Origin of the sequence: Arcobacter sp. AHV-9/2010 (assembly GCF_004116575.1) — a bacterium.
Taxonomy (GTDB): domain Bacteria; phylum Campylobacterota; class Campylobacteria; order Campylobacterales; family Arcobacteraceae; genus Aliarcobacter; species Aliarcobacter skirrowii.
Genome location: NZ_PDKH01000003.1, coordinates 45,196 through 67,480, shown reverse-complemented (window position 1 = coordinate 67,480; position 22,285 = coordinate 45,196). Strand labels below are relative to the sequence as shown.

The following is a 22,285-nucleotide window of genomic DNA, read 5'->3' as shown; positions in this document are numbered from 1 at the left end:
ACCTTTAAAAAGTTTTTTATATATATTTTAAAGGAATAATCACTGACTCTCTATTTGCCCAATTTTTGTGAGGTATAATTAAATTTTTTGAGTTTATCTTTTTTTTATCAAAAAATATAATATCTATATCTAAGGTTCTAGGCGCATCTTGAAAGGATCGCTTTCTTCCAAATTTTTTTTCATATCTTTGCATAGCTTGTAAAAACTCAAATGCACAAAGATCTGTTTGAAGACGAATTATACCATTTAAAAAATCACTTTGTTCTAAAAAACCAAATGGAGGATTTTTTAAAAGAGGAGAAGTTTTAAGTAAAGTAAATCTTGAATCTTTTTTTAAACATAAGATTAATTTATCAAATATTTTTTTTGTATCTCCAATATTCCCGCCAATTCCTATAGTTACAATATATTTTTTGTTTGAACTAATATTAAAAATTTTTGGAAAATTTGGTGTATAAAAAAGTGTTAAACTAGGCGATAATTTTTTTTTCAAATTTCTCTCTTTTTATCTTTATAAAATTTCAGCTTTGTTATTTTTTATATAAACTGTATCTTCAATTCTTACACCAAACTCATTTGGAATATAAATTCCAGGTTCTACTGTAAATACCATATTCTCTTCAATTATAAGCTCATTTTTGCTATTTATATTTGGAAACTCATGAATATCAAGTCCAACACCATGACCAGTGCTATGAACAAAATATTTTCCATAACCAGCTTGAGAGATAAAATCTCTAGCAATCTTATCAACTTCACATGCTTTCATTCCAGCTCTTGCCTCTTTTATAGATTTTTCTTGAGCCTTTAATATAATATCATATATTTTTTGATGCTTTTTATTCTTAAAAGTTTGCTTTCTTTCAAAATTAAAGTTATCAAAATTTGCAACACTTGTACAAGTTCTATCAGAACAATACCTTTTATATTTAACTCCTGCATCAACTAAAATTAGGTCATCTTTTTTTAATCTTTTATTGGTAGCAAGTGCGTGAGGTTTTGCTGCATTTTCATTTATTGCAACAATTGGATTAAAAGAGGTTTCAAGCTCTCCTTTTTGACTCATAAATTTGTAAGCATTAAAATATAGCTCTTTTTCACTCTTTTTAAATCCACTATTTTTGATATATTTTGCAAACTCTTTAAAACCATCTTTTCCTAAAGATGATGCTTTTTTTAGAAGTTTTATCTCATAATCACTCTTTATTAATCTTTTTGTTTTTGAAAAATTTATCTCTTCAACAAAATTTATATCTAAATCTTTTATAATATTTTTATACTCAAAAAAAGTAAAATCATTTGGATCAAAAGTTATAGATTTGATACTATTTTTTTTCAAAATCTCTTTAGCACTCTCAATTAGATTAGCACTTTCAATAACTTCACAATTTTTAGCATACTCTTTTGCTTCAATTGTATATCTAGCATCTGTAATAAAAAACTTCTCACTTCCTAAACTCAAAAAAATTACATTATCACAAGAAAAATTAACTTCATAATATATCGCATTCTCATTTTTTAAAATAAAATTCACAAATATCCCTTATAGTAAGCTTTAACAAAAATTTAAATATAATCTTACCCAAAATTAATAAAAGGAAAATAATATGAAAATAGCAGTAATTCAAGGACCAAATATAAATATGTTAGGAATTAGAGAGCAACATATTTATGGTGGAATGACAATGGATCAAATTCACGAACAACTAAATAATGCTGCAAAACAAAATGGAGTTGAGTTAGAGTTTTTTCAATCAAATTTAGAGGGTGAGATTGTAGATAGAATTCAAGAGTGTTTAGGGACTGTTGATGCAATTATGATTAATCCAGCAGCATATTCACACACTTCAATTGCAATAAAAGATGCTTTAAGTGCCGTTAATCTTCCTGTTGTTGAAGTTCATATTTCAAATATTTATAAAAGAGAAGAGTTTAGACAAAAATCAGTAACTGCAGGTGCAAGTACTGGAGTAATCACTGGATTTGGAGCTTTTGGTTACCACTTAGGAATGATATCTTTAGTTCAAATTGTAAATGAGATAAAAGCTGTAAATGAAGCAAGAGCAAAACAACAAGAGCAAAAATAGTTTATGAAAATTTTAAAAGCAAAATATCTTTTAACATTTGATGAGAATTTTAAAGTTATAAAAGATGGCGCTGTTGTATTTGATGATAAGATTTTAGAGGTAGCCACATATAGTTTTATAAAAAGAAAATATGCTCATCTTGAAGTTGTTGACTTAGGAGCAAACTCTGTATTGATGCCTGGACTCATAAATTCACATCTTCATTTGGAGTTTAGTGCAAATAAAACTACACTAAAATATGGAAATTTTTATGATTGGTTAAACTCTGTTATAAAATATAGAGAGCCTTTAATAAACAAAGCAAAAACATCTTTAATAAAAAAAGAGCTTGATAAGATTTTAAGAAGTGGAACAACTACTATTGGCGCAATCTCTTCATACTCTTTTGATCTGGAAGCTATTTTAAAAAGTCCAATAAATAAGATATTTTTTTGTGAAGTAATCGGATCAAAACCAGATATGATAGATGCACTTTTTGCTGATTTTAAAGCAAGATTGCGTGAAGCACAAAAGCACAATAGCAAAAATTTTAAAGCTGCAATTGCAATTCACTCACCATACTCAGTTCATCCGTTTTTAACAAGAGAGGTTTTAAATCTAGCAAAAATTGACAATCTTGTGGTTACTTCTCACTTTTTAGAGTCAATTGAGGAGAAGAAGTGGCTTAGAAAAGATAAAGGGAGCTTTTTAGAGTTTTTTACAAATTTTCTAAATCAATCAACAGCAACAAATAGACCAATGGAGTTTTTAAATCTATTTAATGGGGTAAAGAATCTATCTTTTACTCACTGTGTAGAGGCAAAAAAAGAGGAACTTGATAAAATAAGAGAGTTAAATGCATCTATAAACCACTGTGCTGTTTCAAATAGATTTTTAAATAATAGCAGGCTCAATTTAGATAAATTAGAAGATATAAATTTAAGTATTGGAACAGATGGACTTAGTTCAAATAGCTCTTTAAGTATGTTTGATGAGTTAAGAGCACTCTTAAATATTCATTATGAAAAAAATATAGTTAAATTTTCAAAAACTTTATTAAACGCTGCAACTGTTGGTGGAGCAAAAGCTTTAGGTTTTGAATATAGCAAAGGTAGATTAGAAAATGGTTATGATGCAGATATTATAGGTTTTTCTCTTCCTTCAAATATAGAGGATATAGAAGATATTTATATGCATATAATTTTACACACAAAAGAGATAAATAGAGTTATTATAGGAGGAGAGTTTGTTTGATTTTATAAAAAAACTTTTTTCACCAGTTATTTGGTTTTTAGATTTTGTTACAAAATATTTTAAAACTATTGTTTTTTTAACAATTGTATATTTTTTATTTTTTAGCTCAAATGATGAAGAACATATGAGTAACAGTTTCGCAAACTTGCAAAAAATAGATTTAATAGGTGAGATAGTTGATCCTACAAAAGTGTTAGAAAATATTGAAAAAGCTAAAAATGATACAAATATAAAAGGTGTTTTACTATTTGTAAATAGTCCAGGTGGTGCTGTTGCTCCATCTATTGAAATAGCACTTGCTATAAAAGAGTTGCAAGAGTTAAAACCAGTTGTTGTATATGCAAGTGGAACAGTTGCAAGTGGAAGTTACTATGCATCTATTTGGGCTAATAAAATTGTTGCAAATCCTGGAACAATTGTTGGTTCTATTGGAGTTATTATGCAAGGATTTGATGCAAGTGAACTTTTACAAAAAGTTGGAGTTCAAACTCAAACTGTAAAGGCTGGAAAGTATAAAGAGAGTGGAACAGTTACTAGAAAGTGGACTGATTTTGAGCAAAAAGAGCTTCAAGATTTAATAAATAGCACATATAATATGTTTGTTTTAGATGTTGCAACTGCTAGAAATTTGAATATAAAAAATCAACAAAATTTTGCTGATGCAAAAGTTTTTACAGCACAAATGGCAAAAGATGTTGGACTTGTAGATGAGGTTTCAAATATTACTTTTGCAAAAAATAGTTTAATAGAACTAAGCCAAGTTGAAAAAGCTGTTTGGAAAAAAGAGGATAAATTTGAGAAGTTTATGGATAAGTTTTTAACTGAAGCTATCTCTAAAATTGTTATGAGTTTTTCAAGTAGTTTAAAAGCGATTTAATATATGAAATAAAAAAGATAAAGAGAAAAATCTTTACCTTTTTTAAAGAAGAAAATAAAGACTATTTTCTTCTACTTCCACCAGAAACGATATTATAAGTATCATTTGCTATCACATACTCTTCTTGAGTTGGAATTACAAAAATTCTAGCAGGTGATGCGTTTGTAGAGATATCTCTAGCTTCACTTGATCTAACATTGTTTTTAGTTGGATCTATTACAAGTCCCATAGCATCAAGACCAGCACAAACTTTCTCTCTAATTAATGCTGCATTTTCACCAATTCCACCTGTAAAACAGAGTGCATCAACACCATTTAGTGCTGCAACATAAGCTCCAACATAAGATTTGATTTTATATGCAACCATATCAATAGCAAGTCTACATCTATCATCACCTTGAGCCATACCATCTAAAACTTCTCTTAAATCTGAAGATTTTCCAGAGATTCCTAAAATTCCCGATTTTTTATTCATAATATCAAGTGCTTGATCAATAGTAATATCTTCTTGTTTCATCATATATTGAATAGCTCCAGCTCCAATATCTCCAACTCTAGTTCCCATCATAAGACCTTGAACAGGAGTTAATCCCATAGATGTATCAATACATTTTCCATCAAATACAGCACTTACAGATGAACCATTTCCTAAGTGACAAACAATAATTCTAGTATTGTGTTTTTTCTCTAACATAGCTCTTGCTTCATTTGATACAAAGTAGTGGCTTGTTCCGTGGAAACCATATTTTCTAATACCATGTTTTGTATATTGATCATAAGGAAGTGCATACATATAAGCATAATCAGGCATTGTTTGGTGAAATGCTGTATCAAATACACCAACATTTGGTTTACCTGGCATTAACTCTTGACAAATTTCAATTCCCGTAATATTTGCAGGATTGTGTAAAGGAGCCAATGGAGATAATCTTTTCATAGCATCAATTACTTCAGGAGTAATTAAAACAGAACTTGCAAACTCTTCTCCACCATGAACAGTTCTATGACCGATTGCTTCAATATCATTAATTGAGTCAATAACTTTACCTTCACCACTTGTAAGAGTAGTTAAAACAGCATTAATAGCCTCTTTATGTGTTGGCATAGGAATATTTAAAACAAGTTTTTTCCCATCTTTATACTCATGTTTTAAAACACCATCTATACCAATTCTTTCACAAATTCCTGAAGCAAAAACTTTTTTAATAACTGGATTCATTAATTGATATTTAACCGATGAACTTCCTGCATTTAATACGAAAACTAACATATTTTTCCTTTTTTTGAAATTTAAATTTTTATTTAATTTGTGTTGCTGTAATAGCTACTAAATTTGAGATATCTTCAACTGAACAACCTCTTGAAAGGTCATTTACAGGTTTATTTAAACCTTGAATAATAGGTCCATGAGCCTCTGCATTTGCAAATCTTTGAACCAGTTTGTAACCTATATTTCCAGATTGTAAATCAGGGAATACTAAAATATTTGCACATCCAGCAACTTTTGAATTTGGAGCTTTTTTAGAACCAACACTTTCAACAATTGCAGCATCAGCTTGAAGCTCTCCATCAAATTCAAAATTTACACCTCTTTGTTTTAATATGTCACAAGCATTTGTTACTTTATCAACAAGTGGATGAGCAGCACTTCCTTTTGTAGAGAAGCTTAACATTGCAACTCTTGGTTCAAGTCCAACAACGCTAGCAGCAGTTGCAGCAGTTGCACTTGCAATATCTGCTAATTGTTCAGATGTTGGATCTGGAATAACAGCACAATCTGCAAATAAAATTAGACCATTGTCTCCAAATTTACCATCAGCTGTCTCCATTATAAATGTAGAAGAAACTGTATTTATTCCTGGAGCTGTTTTAATAACTTGAATAGCAGCTTTTAAAACATCAGCAGTTGGAGAGTTAGAACCTGCAACTAAACCGTCAGCATCACCAAGTCTTACCATCATACAACCAAAAAATCTTGGTTCGTTTAACATTAAATTTGTAGCTTCTTCTTTTGAAAGATTTTTACTTTTTCTAAGTTCAACAAGCTCATCAATATATCTATCTATATTTGCAAATTTTTTTGGATCTATGATTTTTGCACCTTCTATATTTACACCACACTTTGCAGAGTCTGCTTTTATAGTATCTTCATTTCCTATTAAAATGATATTTGCAGTCTTATCTTTTAAAACTTGCTCAGTAGCTTTTAAAACTCTCTCATCTTCACTTTCTGGAAGAACGATAGTTCTTAAATTTTGTTTTGCTTTTGCTTTAATATTTTCAATTAAACCCATCTTGCAATATCCTTTCTTTATTCAAATTTAGGAAAAATTATAGTTAAAAGAAATAGCATTAAAGTAGCACAAAAGTAGCTTTTTTTTGAGTGAATTTTTGTAAAAAAAAGAGCAAAAATGTGTAGATTTTACATTTTGCTCTAAAATATTTTATAAGATTTTTACTTTTTTAGTAGATTATAAGTATCAGTTGCTATAACTAATTCTTCATTTGTAGGAATTACAAATATTTTAGTTTTAGAATTTTTAGAATTGATCTCTCTGTTTCCTTTCTCTCTTTTAGAATTTTTCTCTTTATCAATTTCAATTCCCATAAACTCTAAACCTTCACAAACTTTCTCTCTAATTAAATCAGAGTTCTCTCCAATTCCAGCTGTAAAACAAATAGCATCAACACCGTGCATAAGTCCAGCATAAGAGCATAGGTATTTTTTGATTCTATCACATAACATTGTTATTGCAATTTTAGATCTTTTATCGCCATCATTAGCAGCTTTTATGACCTCTCTTAAATCAGAACTAACTCCAGAAACTCCAAGAATACCTGATTTTTTATTTAAGTAATCAAGAATTTGTGTGTGAGATAGACCTTTTCTCTCCATTAAATATGGAATAACTCCAGCATCAATATCACCACTTCTTGTACCCATTACTAAACCTTCAAGTGGAGTAAGACCCATAGATGTACTTATTGATTTTCCATCTTTAACGGCACAAACAGATGAACCATTTCCAAGATGGCAAACTATAACCTTGCTTTGTTGTTTATTTAAAAGTTTAATAGCCTCTTGTGAAACATAGTAGTGACTAGTTCCATGAAATCCATATTTTCTTAAGTGATGCTCTGTATAATCAGCATAAGGAACGGCATATAAGAAGTTTTCCATTGGCATTGTTTGATGAAATGCTGTATCAAAAGTTACTACATTTGGAACTTTTGGCATTAACTCTTGACAAATTTTTACACCCATAATATTTGCAGGATTGTGTAAAGGAGCAAGTGGAATTAACTCTTCGATTTTTCTAATAACTTCATCATCAACTAAAACGGACTCTTTAAAATGCTCTCCGCCATGAACAACTCTATGTCCAATAGCCTTTATCTCATCAATAGAGTTTATAACTTTTGTCTCATTGTTTGTTAGAATTCTAAGAACTAATTCAATTGCCTCTTTGTGTGTAGGAATTGGAAGTTCAAAAGTAAGTTTCTTATTCTCTCCAATTTCATGTTTTAAAATCCCATCAATTCCAATTCTCTCAACTAAACCACTAGCTTTTAACTCTTTTGATTTTATATCAATTAGTTGATATTTTAGTGAAGAAGAGCCTGCATTTAAAACGAAAACCAACATCTTTATCCTTTTTCTTAAATTTATATTAAAATTTATAATTAATTGTTTGAAATAATATCTAATTAAAACTTAAATATTTTCTTTACTCTGCCCATTCAAAATCAGTTGTAAAAACTATTGTAAGCCAAAGATTTGGATCCTCTTTTCCTAGATTTTTCTCTATCTCATCTCTTAGCATATCCCACTCTTCAAGTCTTTTAGCAGGCCAACTTTTTGGAACTATAAAATAAAGTTCAATCTGTCTTCCTCTTCCAACTCTTGCAACATAAGCTCTAAAAGAGTCAAATCCATATTTTTTTACAATATTTTTTGCAACAATATCAACATGATTTTTCAAAGAAGATGGAGTTACAAGTAAAATATCTGCAAGTGCTTGTTTAACAGTTTTAAAAGGCATTGGAATTACTAAAATTGATACTATTATTAAAATAAAAGGGTCAATAAAAGGTGTAATCCAAGATAGTTCACCATCTTTTACAAAATATCCAAAACTAAATGCAATAAGATAAGCAAAAGACATAGAAGCTGAGATTAACCAACTAATAGAGTCTAATTTTAAAAATTCAGAATTAATTTTTTTATTACTATTGTGAATAAAAATTCCCAAAGTAATCTCAACTACAATAGAAATAGCAGTTATAATAATTGCATATGAAAAGATTATCTCTCTTCCTCCAAGCAAAATACTATCAATCGCATTTACAAAAGCATAAATTGAAGCACCTATTAGAAGTATTCCATTTACACCTAAAACAATTGGTTCAAGGTGCCAAAATCCCATTGTAAAATGTTTTTCTAATCTATTTGAGATAGTATCTTTTGAAGTTGAAGCTGTAATTAATTTTGCAACAACAAGTGCTAAAATAGTCATTAAAGCATCTATCATGCCATAAATACTATCAAAAATGATAGTTGCAGAACTAGCTAGTAGACCAAAAAATAAACCAAGAATTGCTAAAAGAATTGTGCTAAATATAGAGAGTTTTAGTATCTCTTTTTCTGATTTAAGATTTAGTAAATTCATCTATTTTATTTTTACATTTGGATGATTTTTTAGTTTTAAAAATATCATTGCAGTCATTATTGCATCATTATAAGAGTCATGTGCTCCAAACTGTGGAATATCTAAATCATTTACAATAGATTTAAATTTTAAATCCACAAAGCTTTGAGGAATTAACTCAATTTTAAAATCGTGATAAATCTCTGATACCTCTATGCTTCTATTTGGTAGAGTTATTCCAAGCATTGGCTTTAAATATTTATTTATCATATTTTTATCAAAATCTAAAAAATATCCAACTAAAGTTCTATTTTCAATAAACTCTAAAAACTCTAAAATAACATCCTCTATCTCACAAGCATTTTCTAAATCACACTCTCTTATATGGTGTATTTTAATTGATTTTTCATCTAAAGAGCAGTTTTTAGGCTTAATATATCTTACAAACTTTTTACTTGAAACTATTGTATTGTTTTTTATAATCACAGCACCAATAGAGATAATATCATCAATTGTTGGATCTAATCCTGTTGTTTCACAATCAAAACAAACATACTCATTTTTTATATTTTTATCAAATAAAAAACTATATTTTTTATTCTTTAAATTTTTTTTATTAAAGTAGTTTGAGATTTTTTTAAACATAGTTAAGCTTAAAGTGATTTTCTAATCTTTTTTTAAGTTTATTTACTATTTTAAAAGAGTCTTTTAGTAAATCTTTTTCCATGATTGTTAATTTACTAGGATTTACAAAGTTGTCTATTTTCTCTTTTTTATCAAGTTTTTCTAAACTCGCTTTTAATTTTAGACTATTTAAAATATTAAATGCCATAATCAACTCTTTTGCACTCTCATCATCTAAAACTTTTAACTCTTTTAAGCTATTTATTCTTTTTATTGTATTTGTATTTAGAACTCTGTTTTGAATACTTAAAGATCTAATTCCTTGAACAATTATAAAAATACCACCCCTTTTTATATCAATCTCATCTTTATGTTTTTCATCTTTGCTATTAAATACAAAACCATCAAAAAATCCTAAAGGTACATCAAAACTATTTATAACTCTTGCAAAATTTGTATAAAAGCTTTGAGAGTTTGAAGATATTTTAAATAGATAATTTTTTAACTCTTTAATAATTTCAATATCTCCAGATACACAAAGAGCATCATAAAATATTGCAATATTCATAAAGTTATCACCGCTTGGACTATTTACCCACTCATAAATAAGCTCTTTAAAATCACTCTGCTTTCTGCACCAATATGGATTTGAAACCATTATATTTCCTTCGCATCTAGGAAATCCAAAATCAACTAAAGTCTCTGTAAAAAGATGTGTAAACTCTCTTAGTTTTTCCTCGCTAATAGAGCAATCATCTGAAATAATAAGTGCATTGTCTTGATCGGTTCTAAGTATTTGTTCTGCTCTTCCTTCGCTTCCCATCACAACTAAACAAGATTTTCCAATAAGCTCTTTTGGAGCTAAAAGTTTATATAGTTTATCAAGTAGTTTTTTGTTTAGTTGGTTTATCAACTTAGAGATAAACTCTATTTTTACACCTTTTGCATTTAGTGATTTAATGATTTTTATAAATGATAGTGAAGCCTCTTTTAGCTCATCTAAAGTTTCGGCATTAATAATTTGATTTGAAACAGCAAAAGTATTTGTTGCAAAAAATGATGAAAGAGATATTTGATCAAGTATTCCTACAATCTCATCATGGTCATTTTTTACAACTACTCTTTTTAATCCATGTTTTGCCATTTGAAGTTGAGCATTAAATAAAAAGTCATCTTCATTTATATAAACTAAACCTTTAGAAGCAATTTTTACAACCAAATCATCATAATCCATTCTATTTAAAATAACTTTTTGTCTAAAGTCTGAATCAGTTACAATATACATTTCACCATCTTCATCTTTTAATAATAGTGTTGGGATTTTCTCTTGTTTTATGATTTTTGCTGCTTCATAAATTGTTTTGTTTGTATCAATAATTACAGCTTTATGAACTTTTGCATCTTTTACTTTGGCAATCATTATATTTGCCATATCTTTATTTTTTTCATTTAAGATATTATTGTTTAACTTATCTGAAATGGATTGAAAAAAATAGTTTTCTAGTTGTTGGTTGCAACTTAGAAGTTCCATAAATTTCTCTTTTTTAAGAGCATAACAGATACTCTCTTCAATAGCCACAAAACTATTTTTACTATGATTTTTTATCAAAGATACAGAATCAAATATCTCACCTTTTGAGTATACGCTTAAAACTTCATCATCATTTATCTCTTGAATTAAACCTTTTAAAACAAAATATAAAAACTCTGGATTACTATTTTGTGCTTGAACTGTTGAATTTGCTTTAAAATAGATGATATCTAACTCTTCAACTAGATCATCCAACTCAAATGAGTTTAAATTATTAAATGGGTGAATATTTGAAATAAATTTTTTTTGCTCTTGCATACTCATCTCTCCTATATTTAAAGTAGTGCAAAATCAAAAAGAGAAAATCTCTTTTTGATATATTTTAGTGTGAAACTGCTCCAGATGAACCAATTCCTGTATTTGCTCTAACATTTTGAGCTCTAAACATAGCTCTCTCTGCTGTAGCTCTTTTTGAGTTATCAATTATAGAGAAAAACCAAATTGATATAAATGCAACTGTAACAGAGAATAGTGCAGGGTGCGCATAAGGGAAAATTGCTTTTTCATTTCCTAAAATTTGAACCCAAACATTTGGTCCTAAAATTACTAGAGAAACAGCTGTAATTAATCCCATAAATCCACCAATAAATGCACCTCTTGTTGTTAGTTTTGACCAATAAATTGATAAAAACAGAATTGGGAAGTTAGCACTTGCAGCAATTCCAAACGCAAGTCCAACCATATATGCAATATTTTGAGACTCAAATGCAATTCCAAGTGTAACTCCAACAATACCTACAATTATAACAGTTATTTTAGAAATTTTAACAACTTTCTCATCACTTGCATTTGGATTTATAACATTTGCATAAATATCATGAGAAATTGCACTAGCACCTGCAAGAGTAAGTCCTGAAACAACAGCCAAAATAGTAGCAAATGCAACAGCACTAATAAATCCTAAGAAAGCATTTCCACCAAGCATATGAGATAGGTGAACTGATGCCATATTTGAACCACCAAATAGTTTTCCATCAACAAAATATTGAGCACCTTCAGCACTATTTAAAAACGCAATTGCTCCAAGTCCAACAATAGAGATAATTACCCAAAAATATGCAACAAATCCAGTTGCATAAACAACAGATTTTCTAGCCTCTTTTGCATTTCCAACTGTAAAGAATCTCATTAAAACATGAGGTAAACCAGCAGTTCCTAGCATTAAAGCCATACCTAAAGATATAGCAGATATTGGATCACTTAAAAATCCACCTGGTTTTAAAATCTCTTCACCTTTTGCGTGATTATTTACAGCCGTTTGAGCCAATGACTCAAAGTTGAATCCAAAGTGCCATAAAACCATTATAGCCATAAAAGAAACTCCAGATAGAAGAAGAACAGCTTTTATAATTTGTACCCAAGTAGTTGCAAGCATTCCACCAAATGTTACATAAATAATCATCAACGCTCCAACCATAAACACAGCATACTCATACTCCATACCAAATAGAATTTGAATAAGTTTTCCAGCACCAACCATTTGAGCTATCAAATATAAAACAACAACAGATAAAGAACCAAATGCAGCTAAAGTTCTAATCTCTTTTTGTCCTAATCTATAAGCAGCAATATCAGCAAATGTAAATTTACCTAAGTTTCTTAATTTTTCAGCCATAAAAAACAAAATTACAGGCCAACCAACTAAAAATGAAACAGCATAAATAACTCCATCATAACCATTTAAATAAATAAGACCAGAAACACCTAAAAATGCTGCTGCACTCATATAATCACCTGCAATTGCAAGACCATTTTGAAATCCAGTAATTCCTCCACCTGCAGTGTAAAAATCATTTGCAGATCTTGTTTTTTTAGCTGCCCAATAAGTAATTCCTAATGTTCCAACAATAAAAACTAAAAACATTGCAATTGCTGCAACATTTAAATCTCTTTTACCCTCAAAAGTTGCATCACCTGCAGCAAAAAGAGCAAGTGAAGTTAAAAAAAGTAGAGTTATTATTCTAATCATAAAAACTCCCTTACATCTTTTTTAATTCCATTTGTAAGATCATCAAATTCCCCATTTGCTTTTCTTACATAAATTAGCGTTGTTATAAAGCTAATAACTAAAATAGCTAATGCAATAGGGAATGCAATAGTTGTTATATAACCTTCAGCAACTTTTATTGCAAATATATCCTTATTGAATGCAACTACTACTATATATGAGTAAAACATTACCAAAACAAAAATTCCTAATTTTAAAGCTAATGAGTTTCTTTTAGAAACTAACTCTTTATATTTAGGGTTTGACTCTATGAGATCAACTAATTTCTCATCCATACTATATCTTCTCCCGCGACTTTTTATTTTTGTCTATTGACAAAGTAATATGATTATACAAAGAAAATTTTATTTTTCAATTGTAAAGTAGTTTTATAGAGTATTTAAAATAAAAATAAATGTAGAAAAGTAACAAAAAGTGTATAAATAAATTATTAAAATTAATAGTATAAATTAAGCTATTATTAAGATACTAAAGAGAGGAGTCTCTCTTTAGAAATTTTATTAGTGTGATACAGCTCCATCAGCACCAATACCAGTTTCAGCTCTAATTTTTTGAGCTTCAAATCCAGCTTTATCCTCTTCTGCTCTAGCTGATTTATCAGTTATAGAGAAGAACCAAATTCCAATAAATGCTGCAATAATTGAGAATAGTGCAGGTTGAGTATATGGGAATATAGCTGTTTCAAATCCGAAGATACTTACCCATACAGTTTTACTTAATACAACTAATACAACAGCTGTAATAAGACCAATAAATCCACCAATAAATGCACCTCTAGTTGTTAGTTTTGACCAATAAATTGATAAAAACAGAATAGGGAAGTTAGCAGATGCTGCAATAGCAAATGCAAGACCAACCATGAATGCAATATTTTGATTTTCAAATGCAAATCCTAATAAAATTGCAACTATACCAATAACTAGAACTGTTCTTTTAGAAACTTTCATCTCTTCAGCATCAGTAGCTTGACCTTTTCTAATAACGATTGCATATAAATCATGTGCAATTGAGTTAGAAGCAGCAAGTGTAAGACCAGCAACAACTGCTAGAATTGTAGCAAATGAAACAGCAGCAATAAATCCTAAGAATACTGAACCACCAACAGCTTCAGATAAGTGAACTGCAGCCATATTGTTTCCACCTATTAATTTACCAGCTTCATCAAAGAATACAGCACCTTCAGGAGTATTTAGGAAAACAATCGCACCTAAACCAACAACCCCAATAATTAAGTAGAAGTAACCAATAAATCCAGTTGCATAAACAACAGATTTTCTAGCCTCTTTTGCATTTCCAACTGTAAAGAATCTCATAAGAATATGAGGAAGTCCTGCAGTTCCAAGCATTAAAGCAAGTCCTAAAGATATAGCAGAAACAGGATCAGATACGAATGGACCTGGTCTTAAAATAGCTTCACCTTTAGCATGTAAACTTACAGCTTCAGTTGCTAATGAAACAAATGAGAATCCATATTGGTATAAAACCATAATAGCGATAAATGTTACTCCAGATAGTAGTAATACAGCTTTAATAATTTGTACCCAAGTAGTTGCAAGCATACCACCAAAAGTTACATAAATAATCATTAAAGCTCCAACTAAAATAACAGACCAAGCGTAAGGAATATGGAATAATACTTCGATTAATTTTCCAGCTCCAACCATTTGAGCGATTAAATAGAAAGTTACAACTGATAAAGAACCAAATGCAGCTAAAACTCTTATTTTTTGCTCATCAAGTCTATATGCAGCGATATCTGTAAAGTTGAATTTACCTAAGTTTCTTAATTTCTCAGCCATTAAGAATAGAATAATTGGCCAACCAACTAAGAATCCAATAGCATAAATCATACCATCAAATCCATGTAAAAAAATCATTCCAGAAATACCAAGGAATGAAGCAGCTGACATATAATCTCCAGCAATAGCTAGACCATTTTGAAATCCAGTGATTCCTCCACCTGCTGTATAGAAATCTGAAGCAGATTTTGTTTTACTAGCAGCCCATTTTGTAATACCCATAGTAGCAATGATAAATACAAAAAACATAATAACAGCAGGAATATTTACTGCATTCTCTCCATCACCTGCAAATAGTGCTAATGATGATAACCCTAATAAAGATAATATTTTTAACATTACATAATATCCTTTACATCATTTTTAATTGACATTTCTAAGTCTTCAAACTCACCATTTGCTCTTACAACATAAATAACTGTTGTAATAAATGCAATTATAATAATTGTAACTGCAATAGGCCAAGCTACAGTCATAACACTTTCAGCTGAAAGCTTTGTTGCAAAAAACTCTTTGTTGAATGCTATAGTTAAAACGAAACCGTAATAAACAACTAACATAAAAATAGCTAATTTAATAGCAAAAGAACTTCTTTTTGAAATAAGTTCATGGTATTTAGGATTAGCTTTAATCCTTTCTACTAATTTGTTATCCATTTTTTCTCCTAAAATAAGATTAACTGAAATATTAAAGTATTTTAGTTGCAAAAGCATAGCATTTGAAAAAAGATTTGAAATAAATCATATAGCTTTAGCAAAAGTCTATAAAATAGGCTTTTGCTAATAAAAAGAATTTAGTTTTTTAAGTATTTTTTTAGTTTTAAGAAGATCATAGCAGTCATAATAGCATCATTTAATGCATCATGTTTACCCAAAGTTGGAATATTAAGATTTTTCATAATAGTATCAAATTTCAAATCTATAAAACCGTAGTTATCTTTTGATTTTTTTGTATCATAATAGATTGATGATACCTCTATTTTTTCATTTGGTAGTTTTATTCCAAGTAGATTTTTTGTATATTTTGAGATAATTGTTGCGTCAAAATCTATATAGTAACCAACTATTGGACGAGAACCTATAAATTCAAGTAGTTTATATATAGCCTCATTTGGTTCAATTGCATTTTTTAAATCAATCTCTCTTAGGTGGTGAACTTTAATTGATTCTATATTTATACTTTTTGATGGTTTTAAATATATATTAAATGTATCTCTCATAAGAACTTTATTCTCTTTAATTAAAACAGCACCAATAGATAAAATCTCATCTTTTTTTGGATTTAATCCTGTAGTTTCACAATCTAAACTAACATACTCTTCAAGTGGTGGCTCATCAAATAAAAAATCAAATTTTTTATCTAATAATTTTTTTCTATTCCATGATTTTAAAATTTTTTTAAACATTTTAATATATCTTATCTAGTTTAAATACATAACTTACAAAGCTTTTAAACTCATTTGCAATTTTAAGACTCTCTTTTAGTAAATCTCTCTCTATTTTTCCAATCTCATTTGCATTTATGTTGTTATTTAACTCTTGATTTTGTTGAATAAGCTCTAGTTGATGTCTTAATCTTATTGTATTTGCTATTTCAAGTGCTTCAAGAATCTCTGCACTCATTTTTTTATCCAAAATATTTTTTTGCTCTAAAATTTGAATTCTTTTTACAGTTGTTGTCTCTTTAATCCCCTCTCTTAAAGAGAAACTTCGAATTCCATGAATAATTGGGAATATAACTGCTTTTTTAATATTTATTAAATCATTTTTACCCATAAAATTTGATACAGTTGTTGGAGTATCAAATGCCGTTGTTGATTTTGCAAAATATGCCAAAAATATTGCACTATGTTTTTTTGAATATAGAATATTTTTTAGATCAATTAAAAGATTTTTGTCTCCAGCAACTGCATAAGAGTCTATAAATATTGCTAAATCTAAAAAATCTTTCATATTTGAGCTATTATTTAGCCATCTATTTAAATCACTTTTAAAATCACTATAGTTTTTGCACCATTGTGGATTTGATACCATAATATTTCCTTTGCAAGGTGGATAACCTAAGAAAATAAGTGCATCAGTAATTTTTTGCATATAAGGTCTGTACTGCTCTACATCAATACCATCTTTTACTATTAAAGCATTATCTTGATCATTTTTTATAATCTGTTCATTTCTTCCTTCACTTCCCATTACAAAAATACAAGAGCTATTTTGTAAATGTTCTGGAACTATAAGTGAGTAAACTTTTTGATATAGTTTTGTATTTAATTGACCAATTAAATTGGAGATATGATGTATTTTTACACCTTTTGCTTGTAAAGATGTGATAATATCCATAAAATCTTTTGTTGCTTCTTTTAAGTTTTCAATATTTTTTGCGCTATTGATTTTTGATTCAATTACATAAGTATGATTTGCAAAGTGAGATAATATATCTATTTGCTCTAAAACTCCAACCATGTCTCCACTATCATCAACAACGCCAACTCTTTTTATATTCTTTTTAACTAAAATTGTAAGTGCATCAAACAAATAATCATTTTTATTAATTGTCAAAAGTGGAAAAATAGCGATATCTTTTACAGGTATTGTTAAATCTCTTCCTTGAAGTAAAACCTTTACTTTCAAAAGAGAATCTGTAATTATTCCATACTCTTTATTCTCACCTTCAACTATAATTGTTGAAGTTTTAAACTGCATCGATTTTTCAATTGCATCTATTAGTTTTGTATCTTTTTTTACAATACAAGCTTCATGAATTAAAGTATCTTGAACTTTTGCAATCATAAAAGATGACAACTGAGAGGTATTCTCTTTCTCTTTTAAAGTTCTTAATTTATTTACTAAATCTTTTAAGAAGAAATCTTTAAACTCCTGATTTACATCTATTAAATTTAAAAACATTTTTTTATCTAGTTCATAACAAATTAGCTCCTCATTTACTTTAAATGTATTTGCACATTTATTATAAATAAGTGAGTTTGAATCAAAAGTATCTTCGCTTTGATAATCCATAACTACTACATTATCACTGTTGTATTCAAAAACAGAACCTTTTATAATTAAAAAAAGTGATTAGGAATATTGTTTGGGCTTATTAAAACAGTTCCTTTTGGATAATAAGCTATATCCATATGCTCAAGACATTTTGCCATTTGGCTTGGACTTAAAACTTCAAAAGGGTGGATTTTTGATAAAAAAACCTCTTGATCTTGAATACTCATCTTATCTCCTTGGATTCTTTATTTTTTGAAAATATAAATTTTGATGCAATTATTGCTATAAAAAAGTTTAAAAATGCTCCAACTATTCCAATTGATTCTGGTATTAGATATAAAAAATAGTTACTTTGCTCAACTTTAAAATTATAGATAATTGTGTAAAAAACTACAAATAAAAAAGATATTAAAAGAGCAAAAAATATTGACTTTTTATCTATATTTTTAAAAATAGTTAAAATAATTGTTGGAAACAAAGTGGCTGCACTAATACTAAAAGTCAAAAGAACTATTTGTAAAATAGTGTAACTATTGTTTATTTGAAACAAAGTTGCAACCACAATTAAAATAGCTAAAATAGAGTTTAATTTAAATTTTGATATTTTCTCATTGTTTGGTAAAAATTCATTTACTAAAGTTGCTTTTATTAATAGTAAAAGTCCTGTAATTGTTGATAAAGTTGCAGCAAGTGCACCTGAAATTACTAAAGCAATTACCCAATTTGGCATATTATTAACTTCACTATTTAGTAAAAATACTGTATCTGGGTCTATTTTTAACTCATTTAAAGTTACAAGATTATCACTATTTTCATCACTATATTTTACTAAATTTGTATCCTGCCAAGTTTTAAGCCACTTACCATATATTTGCTCATTTTTATCATTTATAAACTCATCTTTTATAAATGATTTATACTCTACATTTGAGATATTTTTTGAAAAATTCATATATGAAAGTGCTGGTAATGAGATTAAAAAAGAGTATATTAAAGCTATAAAAACAGTTGCCCAAATTGCACTTTTTTTGCTATTTTCAACGCTACTTGTATGAAAAAACTTTGTTAAAATATGTGGTAAAGTAGCAACTCCAAGTGCTAAAGAGATAGTTAAAAAAGTAGTAGTTAAGAAATTACTCTCTATTAAAGATATATTAAAACTATTTTGAATTTCAACTATTAGATTTTCTCTATTTTGTATATCTGAAAAGATTGCAAGTTGAGGTATAAAACTCTCAGTTAAAGAGATAGTTAAAAATATAATTGGAGTTGCAAAAGAGAAAAGGATAATAATATATTGAAGAATATAAGAGTAAGAGAACTCTTTTTTACCAAATATAGTTGCATAAAAAAAAGTTAAAATAGATGCAAAAAGCAAAGCAAATGTAAACTCTATTTGAAAAATTCTTGAAAAGATTATTCCAGTTGCTTTTATTTGAGCGCAAAGATATAAAAAAGAGATAGTTAAAATTATAAAAGCAGATAGTTTTTTAATCTCTAAACTACTATATTTTATATCAAAAAATGATGGAATAGATAGTTCAGCTTTCTCTCTTATTTTTGGAGCAATTAAAAATATAAGTATAAAAAATCCTGAAATAATTCCCAAAATAATGTAGTTTGTAAGTGAATAAGAGTATAAAAAAATACCAGCAAAAGAGATAAATGTAGCTGCACTAATAAAATCAACAGCTATAGAGATACCATTTGAAATAGTTTTATTATTGGCTTTTTTTACAATATAAAAATCTTTTGTAGATGTAGATTTTGTCCACATAGCTATACCAAAATAGATTGTAAATGATATTCCTACAAAAAGATAGATTAAAGATTGAAGTTCCATTAAAAAGAGTTCCTAAAAAATATATAAAATTTAATATTAAATTTCTTAAAAATTAAACTTTATTGTATTTAAAATATATAGCAAAAGCGTAGCAAAATAGGAAACTTATTAAATAGAGTAGTATCTATCTATCTTGTATCCCAAACCTCTTATATTTTTTATAAAATCCTCTTTTAAACTCTTTTTTAATCTTGAAATTTCAGCTCTTATTGTTGGATTATCAATATTTTCACTATCCCAAACATCAATTCTAAAGTGTTCAAAATCTACAATCATATTTATATTTAATGCTAAAATATGGATTATCTCTAACTGTTTTTTTGTAAGATTTTGAGGTTCACCATTAAAATAAAGAGTTTGCTTATCTTTTGAGTAAGAGTAGTTCTCTGAAAATTTGATATGGCTTGTATCTATTTGCTCTTTTTTTAAAATTAGGTTTATCTTAATTCCTAACTCTTCAAGATGAAAAGGTTTTTTAAGATACTCTCTAGCTCCTAAACTATAAGCTTTTGTGATATCTTCTATATCAATTTGAGCTGAAATGAAAATTGTTGGAATATGGATCTTTTTACTATTTAACTCATCTAAAATCATAAATCCATCTTTTGTAGGAACATTTACATCAAGGATTAGTAAATCATACCTATTTTCAATATTATCCAAAACATCTTGTCCATCAAAATAGCTATCAACCATATGACCAATATTTTTTAGATATTCAGTTATTGTGTTGTTTAGCATCAATTCATCTTCAAGTAGTAGTATTTTCATTTAGTTTAAACCTATATATAAATTTTGTATCTTTTGTATCTGATAGAACTTTGATTATAACTAAATTCTTATCACAAATCTCTTTTACTATTTTTAAGCCAAGCCCAAAGCCACCTCTTGCTTGGTTCTCTCTATAAAAGTCTTCAAAAATCCTATCAATATAATCTATTTTTTTAGAAGATGTTGCAATTGAAAATTCAACCTCTTCATCATCTACATAAAATAACTTAATATATATTGGAGATCTTGCAAAAGAGTATTTAACAGCATTTGATAAATTATTATCAATCACTCTTTGAAGCTCAATAGAGTTAAATTTTATGTAAACATCCTCTTCAATGTTTTTTATAAAATATAAGCTATTTGATTTTACAATCTCTTCAAAAAAAGTTAATCTATTCTCTAAAATTTCACTAAAATTAAGGTACTCTTTTTCATAAATAACTCTATCTTTTTTAATTAAATATGATAAATCATCATAAATATATTGAATTATTTTACTTCCAGCTTCAATATTTGTAATATAGCTATTATTTTCAACTTTCATCTTAAGAAGATCTATATTTGTTCTAATAATTGATAAAGGTGTATTTATCTCATGAACAGAGTTTTTTATAAATTTCTTTTGACTCTCAACAAGTTCTGATAGCTCTTTTGTTTTTTCTTCAACTTTTTCTTCTAGGTTTTTATTTAAGCCTTCTAGGATATTTGTTTTTAGTTTTATATTGCTTATTGCATCAAATGCAAAATTAGCAATAACTTTAAACTCCCCAAATATGAATCTACTTTGATTTATAGGTTCATTTTTTTCCTGAGCCTCTTTAAAATATTTTCCTATTTCAGTAACATCTTTTACAATTAAAATAGTTGCATTTTTATATATAAATATTGAGTATAAAATTAATAAAATTGTTAGAGATACAATCTGTAAAGTATAGTTTGAGATTTTTTTGTTGTACTCTTGCTCTTTTTGCTTAATTAGCTTATCAATCTCATCAAGATAGACACCCTTTCCAATACTCCAAGAAAATGGTTCATAAGATATAACATAAGATATTTTATTTCTCTCTTTGGTAATTTCAGGTTTTGTCCAAAAGTAGTTTACAAATCCACCATCTCTATTTTTAGATGTTTCTATTAGATCTTTGACTACCTCTTTTTTATTACTATCTGTAAAATTTAAGAAATTTTTACCAATATTTGATTTATCTGTTGAGTTATCTACTAAAACACCATTAAAATCATAAATAAATATATACTCATTTGGATTTTCATTTAAATTAATTCTATTTAAAATATATATAATCTCTTTTTTAATCTCATCTTTTGATTTTAACTTTTTATTCTCTTCATAGTAAAACTCTATAAATTTTAAACTGTTTTTTATATGACTTTTTAAAATCTCTTTTTGACTATTTGAATAGTCCTCCTTTAGAGTGCTAATTTTTTCTTGAAGTTCATCATGTGCATTATTTATTATAATAAAAGTAAAAAATGCAATAAGTAAAACAATAAAAAAAATACTGTAAACAATTAGATGATAAAGAGATTTTGCTTTTAACATTTGCTACCTTTAAAAATAAGTTGTAATAGTAGCTATATTTTATTGATAAAAAGATAAATTAAAATGGCGCGGCCAACGAGACTCGAACTCGCGACCTCCTGCGTGACAGGCAGGCATTCTAACCAACTAAACTATGGCCGCACCTTTTAAGAAATGGTGGTCGATATAAGACTCGAACTTATGACATCTACCTTGTAAGGGTAGCGCTCTACCAACTGAGCTAATCGACCAAAGAGGGGG

General features: G+C 28.0%; 21 protein-coding genes and 2 tRNA genes. 3 read left to right on the top strand and 20 right to left on the bottom strand.

All coding sequences use genetic code 11. From position 1 onward, the window contains the following. Window positions 1–16: 16 nt before the first annotated feature. Window positions 17–493 carry a 2-amino-4-hydroxy-6-hydroxymethyldihydropteridine diphosphokinase gene (gene folK / locus CRU94_RS05935; RefSeq protein ID WP_129105879.1) on the bottom strand — a complete coding sequence of 159 codons (477 nt, stop codon included), beginning with the start codon at window positions 491–493 and terminating at the stop codon, window positions 17–19. 18 nt (window positions 494–511) lie between these two features. Next, window positions 512–1,534 (bottom strand): M24 family metallopeptidase, encoded by a 1,023-nt coding sequence (locus CRU94_RS05930; RefSeq protein WP_129105878.1) that lies wholly within the window; start codon window positions 1,532–1,534, stop codon window positions 512–514. A gap of 73 nt (window positions 1,535–1,607) precedes the next feature. On the opposite strand from CRU94_RS05930, the gene aroQ reads away from it, so the two are divergent. The 3 genes from aroQ to sppA are packed head-to-tail and all read left to right on the top strand — an operon-like array spanning window position 1,608 to window position 4,197. Continuing rightward, a complete protein-coding gene (gene aroQ / locus CRU94_RS05925) occupies window positions 1,608–2,087 on the top strand; it encodes a type II 3-dehydroquinate dehydratase (RefSeq protein ID WP_129105877.1) in 480 nt (159 codons plus the stop codon). Window positions 2,088–2,090: 3 nt separating this feature from the next. Continuing rightward, a complete protein-coding gene (gene mqnF / locus CRU94_RS05920; RefSeq protein ID WP_129105876.1) occupies window positions 2,091–3,320 on the top strand; it encodes an aminofutalosine deaminase family hydrolase in 1,230 nt (409 codons plus the stop codon). Next, window positions 3,313–4,197, top strand: a complete 885-nt coding sequence (gene sppA / locus CRU94_RS05915) for a signal peptide peptidase SppA (RefSeq protein WP_129105875.1) — start codon at window positions 3,313–3,315, stop codon at window positions 4,195–4,197. Before mqnF ends, sppA begins: the two co-directional genes overlap by 8 nt. Before the next feature lie 61 nt (window positions 4,198–4,258). Here the strand turns inward: sppA and CRU94_RS05910 are convergent, their stop codons facing one another. The 18 genes from CRU94_RS05910 to CRU94_RS05830 all read right to left on the bottom strand — a co-directional run bounded on the left by CRU94_RS05910 (window position 4,259) and on the right by CRU94_RS05830 (window position 22,275). Further along, window positions 4,259–5,467 carry an acetate/propionate family kinase gene (locus CRU94_RS05910; protein ID WP_129105874.1) on the bottom strand — a complete coding sequence of 403 codons (1,209 nt, stop codon included), beginning with the start codon at window positions 5,465–5,467 and terminating at the stop codon, window positions 4,259–4,261. A 28-nt stretch (window positions 5,468–5,495) separates the two neighbouring features. Continuing rightward, window positions 5,496–6,491, bottom strand: coding sequence for a phosphate acetyltransferase (pta, locus tag CRU94_RS05905; RefSeq protein WP_129105873.1), 996 nt, complete (start codon window positions 6,489–6,491; stop codon window positions 5,496–5,498). A gap of 161 nt (window positions 6,492–6,652) precedes the next feature. Next, window positions 6,653–7,843: an acetate/propionate family kinase gene (locus CRU94_RS05900; RefSeq protein ID WP_129105872.1), complete on the bottom strand. Its 1,191-nt coding sequence runs from the start codon at window positions 7,841–7,843 to the stop codon at window positions 6,653–6,655. 82 nt (window positions 7,844–7,925) lie between these two features. Next, window positions 7,926–8,867 carry a cation diffusion facilitator family transporter gene (locus CRU94_RS05895; protein WP_129105871.1) on the bottom strand — a complete coding sequence of 314 codons (942 nt, stop codon included), beginning with the start codon at window positions 8,865–8,867 and terminating at the stop codon, window positions 7,926–7,928. Beyond that, window positions 8,868–9,491, bottom strand: coding sequence for a 3'-5' exonuclease (locus tag CRU94_RS05890; RefSeq protein ID WP_129105870.1), 624 nt, complete (start codon window positions 9,489–9,491; stop codon window positions 8,868–8,870). Continuing rightward, the gene (locus CRU94_RS05885; RefSeq protein ID WP_258237416.1) at window positions 9,484–11,319 is read right to left on the bottom strand and encodes a putative nucleotidyltransferase substrate binding domain-containing protein; all 1,836 of its coding nucleotides are present in this window, start codon (window positions 11,317–11,319) and stop codon (window positions 9,484–9,486) included. The genes CRU94_RS05890 and CRU94_RS05885 overlap by 8 nt, the downstream gene beginning before the upstream one ends. 64 nt (window positions 11,320–11,383) lie before the next feature. Further along, a complete protein-coding gene (locus CRU94_RS05880; protein WP_129105868.1) occupies window positions 11,384–13,030 on the bottom strand; it encodes a cation acetate symporter in 1,647 nt (548 codons plus the stop codon). After that, window positions 13,027–13,344, bottom strand: a complete 318-nt coding sequence (locus CRU94_RS05875) for a DUF485 domain-containing protein (RefSeq protein ID WP_129105867.1) — start codon at window positions 13,342–13,344, stop codon at window positions 13,027–13,029. The genes CRU94_RS05880 and CRU94_RS05875 overlap by 4 nt, the downstream gene beginning before the upstream one ends. Before the next feature lie 225 nt (window positions 13,345–13,569). After that, complete coding sequence (locus CRU94_RS05870; protein ID WP_129105866.1) at window positions 13,570–15,207, bottom strand: cation acetate symporter; 1,638 nt, start codon at window positions 15,205–15,207, stop codon at window positions 13,570–13,572. Next, window positions 15,207–15,524 (bottom strand): DUF485 domain-containing protein, encoded by a 318-nt coding sequence (locus tag CRU94_RS05865; RefSeq protein ID WP_258237415.1) that lies wholly within the window; start codon window positions 15,522–15,524, stop codon window positions 15,207–15,209. The genes CRU94_RS05870 and CRU94_RS05865 overlap by 1 nt, the downstream gene beginning before the upstream one ends. 137 nt (window positions 15,525–15,661) lie before the next feature. Further along, the gene (locus tag CRU94_RS05860) at window positions 15,662–16,273 is read right to left on the bottom strand and encodes a 3'-5' exonuclease (protein ID WP_129105864.1); all 612 of its coding nucleotides are present in this window, start codon (window positions 16,271–16,273) and stop codon (window positions 15,662–15,664) included. A gap of 1 nt (window position 16,274) precedes the next feature. Next, window positions 16,275–17,885: a DUF294 nucleotidyltransferase-like domain-containing protein gene (locus CRU94_RS05855; protein ID WP_258237414.1), complete on the bottom strand. Its 1,611-nt coding sequence runs from the start codon at window positions 17,883–17,885 to the stop codon at window positions 16,275–16,277. A 47-nt stretch (window positions 17,886–17,932) separates the two neighbouring features. Continuing rightward, a complete protein-coding gene (locus tag CRU94_RS09725) occupies window positions 17,933–18,094 on the bottom strand; it encodes a hypothetical protein (RefSeq protein ID WP_258237413.1) in 162 nt (53 codons plus the stop codon). Continuing rightward, on the bottom strand, window positions 18,091–19,710 hold the full coding sequence (locus CRU94_RS05850; protein WP_129105863.1) for a VC_2705 family sodium/solute symporter: 1,620 nt from the start codon (window positions 19,708–19,710) through the stop codon (window positions 18,091–18,093). The genes CRU94_RS09725 and CRU94_RS05850 overlap by 4 nt, the downstream gene beginning before the upstream one ends. A 108-nt stretch (window positions 19,711–19,818) precedes the next feature. Further along, window positions 19,819–20,481, bottom strand: coding sequence for a response regulator transcription factor (locus tag CRU94_RS05845; RefSeq protein WP_129105862.1), 663 nt, complete (start codon window positions 20,479–20,481; stop codon window positions 19,819–19,821). Continuing rightward, window positions 20,462–22,045: a sensor histidine kinase gene (locus tag CRU94_RS05840; protein ID WP_129105861.1), complete on the bottom strand. Its 1,584-nt coding sequence runs from the start codon at window positions 22,043–22,045 to the stop codon at window positions 20,462–20,464. The genes CRU94_RS05845 and CRU94_RS05840 overlap by 20 nt, the downstream gene beginning before the upstream one ends. A 64-nt stretch (window positions 22,046–22,109) precedes the next feature. Next, a tRNA-Asp gene (locus CRU94_RS05835) sits at window positions 22,110–22,186 on the bottom strand. 13 nt (window positions 22,187–22,199) lie between these two features. Continuing rightward, window positions 22,200–22,275, bottom strand: a tRNA-Val gene (locus CRU94_RS05830). Between the last annotated feature and the right edge of the window lie 10 nt (window positions 22,276–22,285).

Excerpts from the sequence above, each read along its gene's own strand:
- CRU94_RS05885 (WP_258237416.1), bottom strand. The coding sequence starts at position 11,319 with ATGCAAGAGCAAAAAAAATTTATTTCAAATATTCACCCATTTAATAAT.
- CRU94_RS05855 (WP_258237414.1), bottom strand. The coding sequence starts at position 17,885 with ATGGATTATCAAAGCGAAGATACTTTTGATTCAAACTCACTTATTTAT.
- aroQ (WP_129105877.1), top strand. The coding sequence starts at position 1,608 with ATGAAAATAGCAGTAATTCAAGGACCAAATATAAATATGTTAGGAATT.
- CRU94_RS05860 (WP_129105864.1), bottom strand. The coding sequence starts at position 16,273 with ATGTTTAAAAAAATTTTAAAATCATGGAATAGAAAAAAATTATTAGAT.
- CRU94_RS05900 (WP_129105872.1), bottom strand. The coding sequence starts at position 7,843 with ATGTTGGTTTTCGTTTTAAATGCAGGCTCTTCTTCACTAAAATATCAA.
- mqnF (WP_129105876.1), top strand. The coding sequence starts at position 2,091 with ATGAAAATTTTAAAAGCAAAATATCTTTTAACATTTGATGAGAATTTT.
- CRU94_RS05875 (WP_129105867.1), bottom strand. The coding sequence starts at position 13,344 with ATGGATGAGAAATTAGTTGATCTCATAGAGTCAAACCCTAAATATAAA.
- CRU94_RS05840 (WP_129105861.1), bottom strand. The coding sequence starts at position 22,045 with ATGTTAAAAGCAAAATCTCTTTATCATCTAATTGTTTACAGTATTTTT.
- CRU94_RS09725 (WP_258237413.1), bottom strand. The coding sequence starts at position 18,094 with ATGAGTATTCAAGATCAAGAGGTTTTTTTATCAAAAATCCACCCTTTT.
- CRU94_RS05865 (WP_258237415.1), bottom strand. The coding sequence starts at position 15,524 with ATGGATAACAAATTAGTAGAAAGGATTAAAGCTAATCCTAAATACCAT.
- CRU94_RS05880 (WP_129105868.1), bottom strand. The coding sequence starts at position 13,030 with ATGATTAGAATAATAACTCTACTTTTTTTAACTTCACTTGCTCTTTTT.
- CRU94_RS05850 (WP_129105863.1), bottom strand. The coding sequence starts at position 19,710 with ATGGAACTTCAATCTTTAATCTATCTTTTTGTAGGAATATCATTTACA.
- pta (WP_129105873.1), bottom strand. The coding sequence starts at position 6,491 with ATGGGTTTAATTGAAAATATTAAAGCAAAAGCAAAACAAAATTTAAGA.
- CRU94_RS05890 (WP_129105870.1), bottom strand. The coding sequence starts at position 9,491 with ATGTTTAAAAAAATCTCAAACTACTTTAATAAAAAAAATTTAAAGAAT.
- CRU94_RS05845 (WP_129105862.1), bottom strand. The coding sequence starts at position 20,481 with ATGAAAATACTACTACTTGAAGATGAATTGATGCTAAACAACACAATA.
- CRU94_RS05870 (WP_129105866.1), bottom strand. The coding sequence starts at position 15,207 with ATGTTAAAAATATTATCTTTATTAGGGTTATCATCATTAGCACTATTT.
- CRU94_RS05910 (WP_129105874.1), bottom strand. The coding sequence starts at position 5,467 with ATGTTAGTTTTCGTATTAAATGCAGGAAGTTCATCGGTTAAATATCAA.
- CRU94_RS05895 (WP_129105871.1), bottom strand. The coding sequence starts at position 8,867 with ATGAATTTACTAAATCTTAAATCAGAAAAAGAGATACTAAAACTCTCT.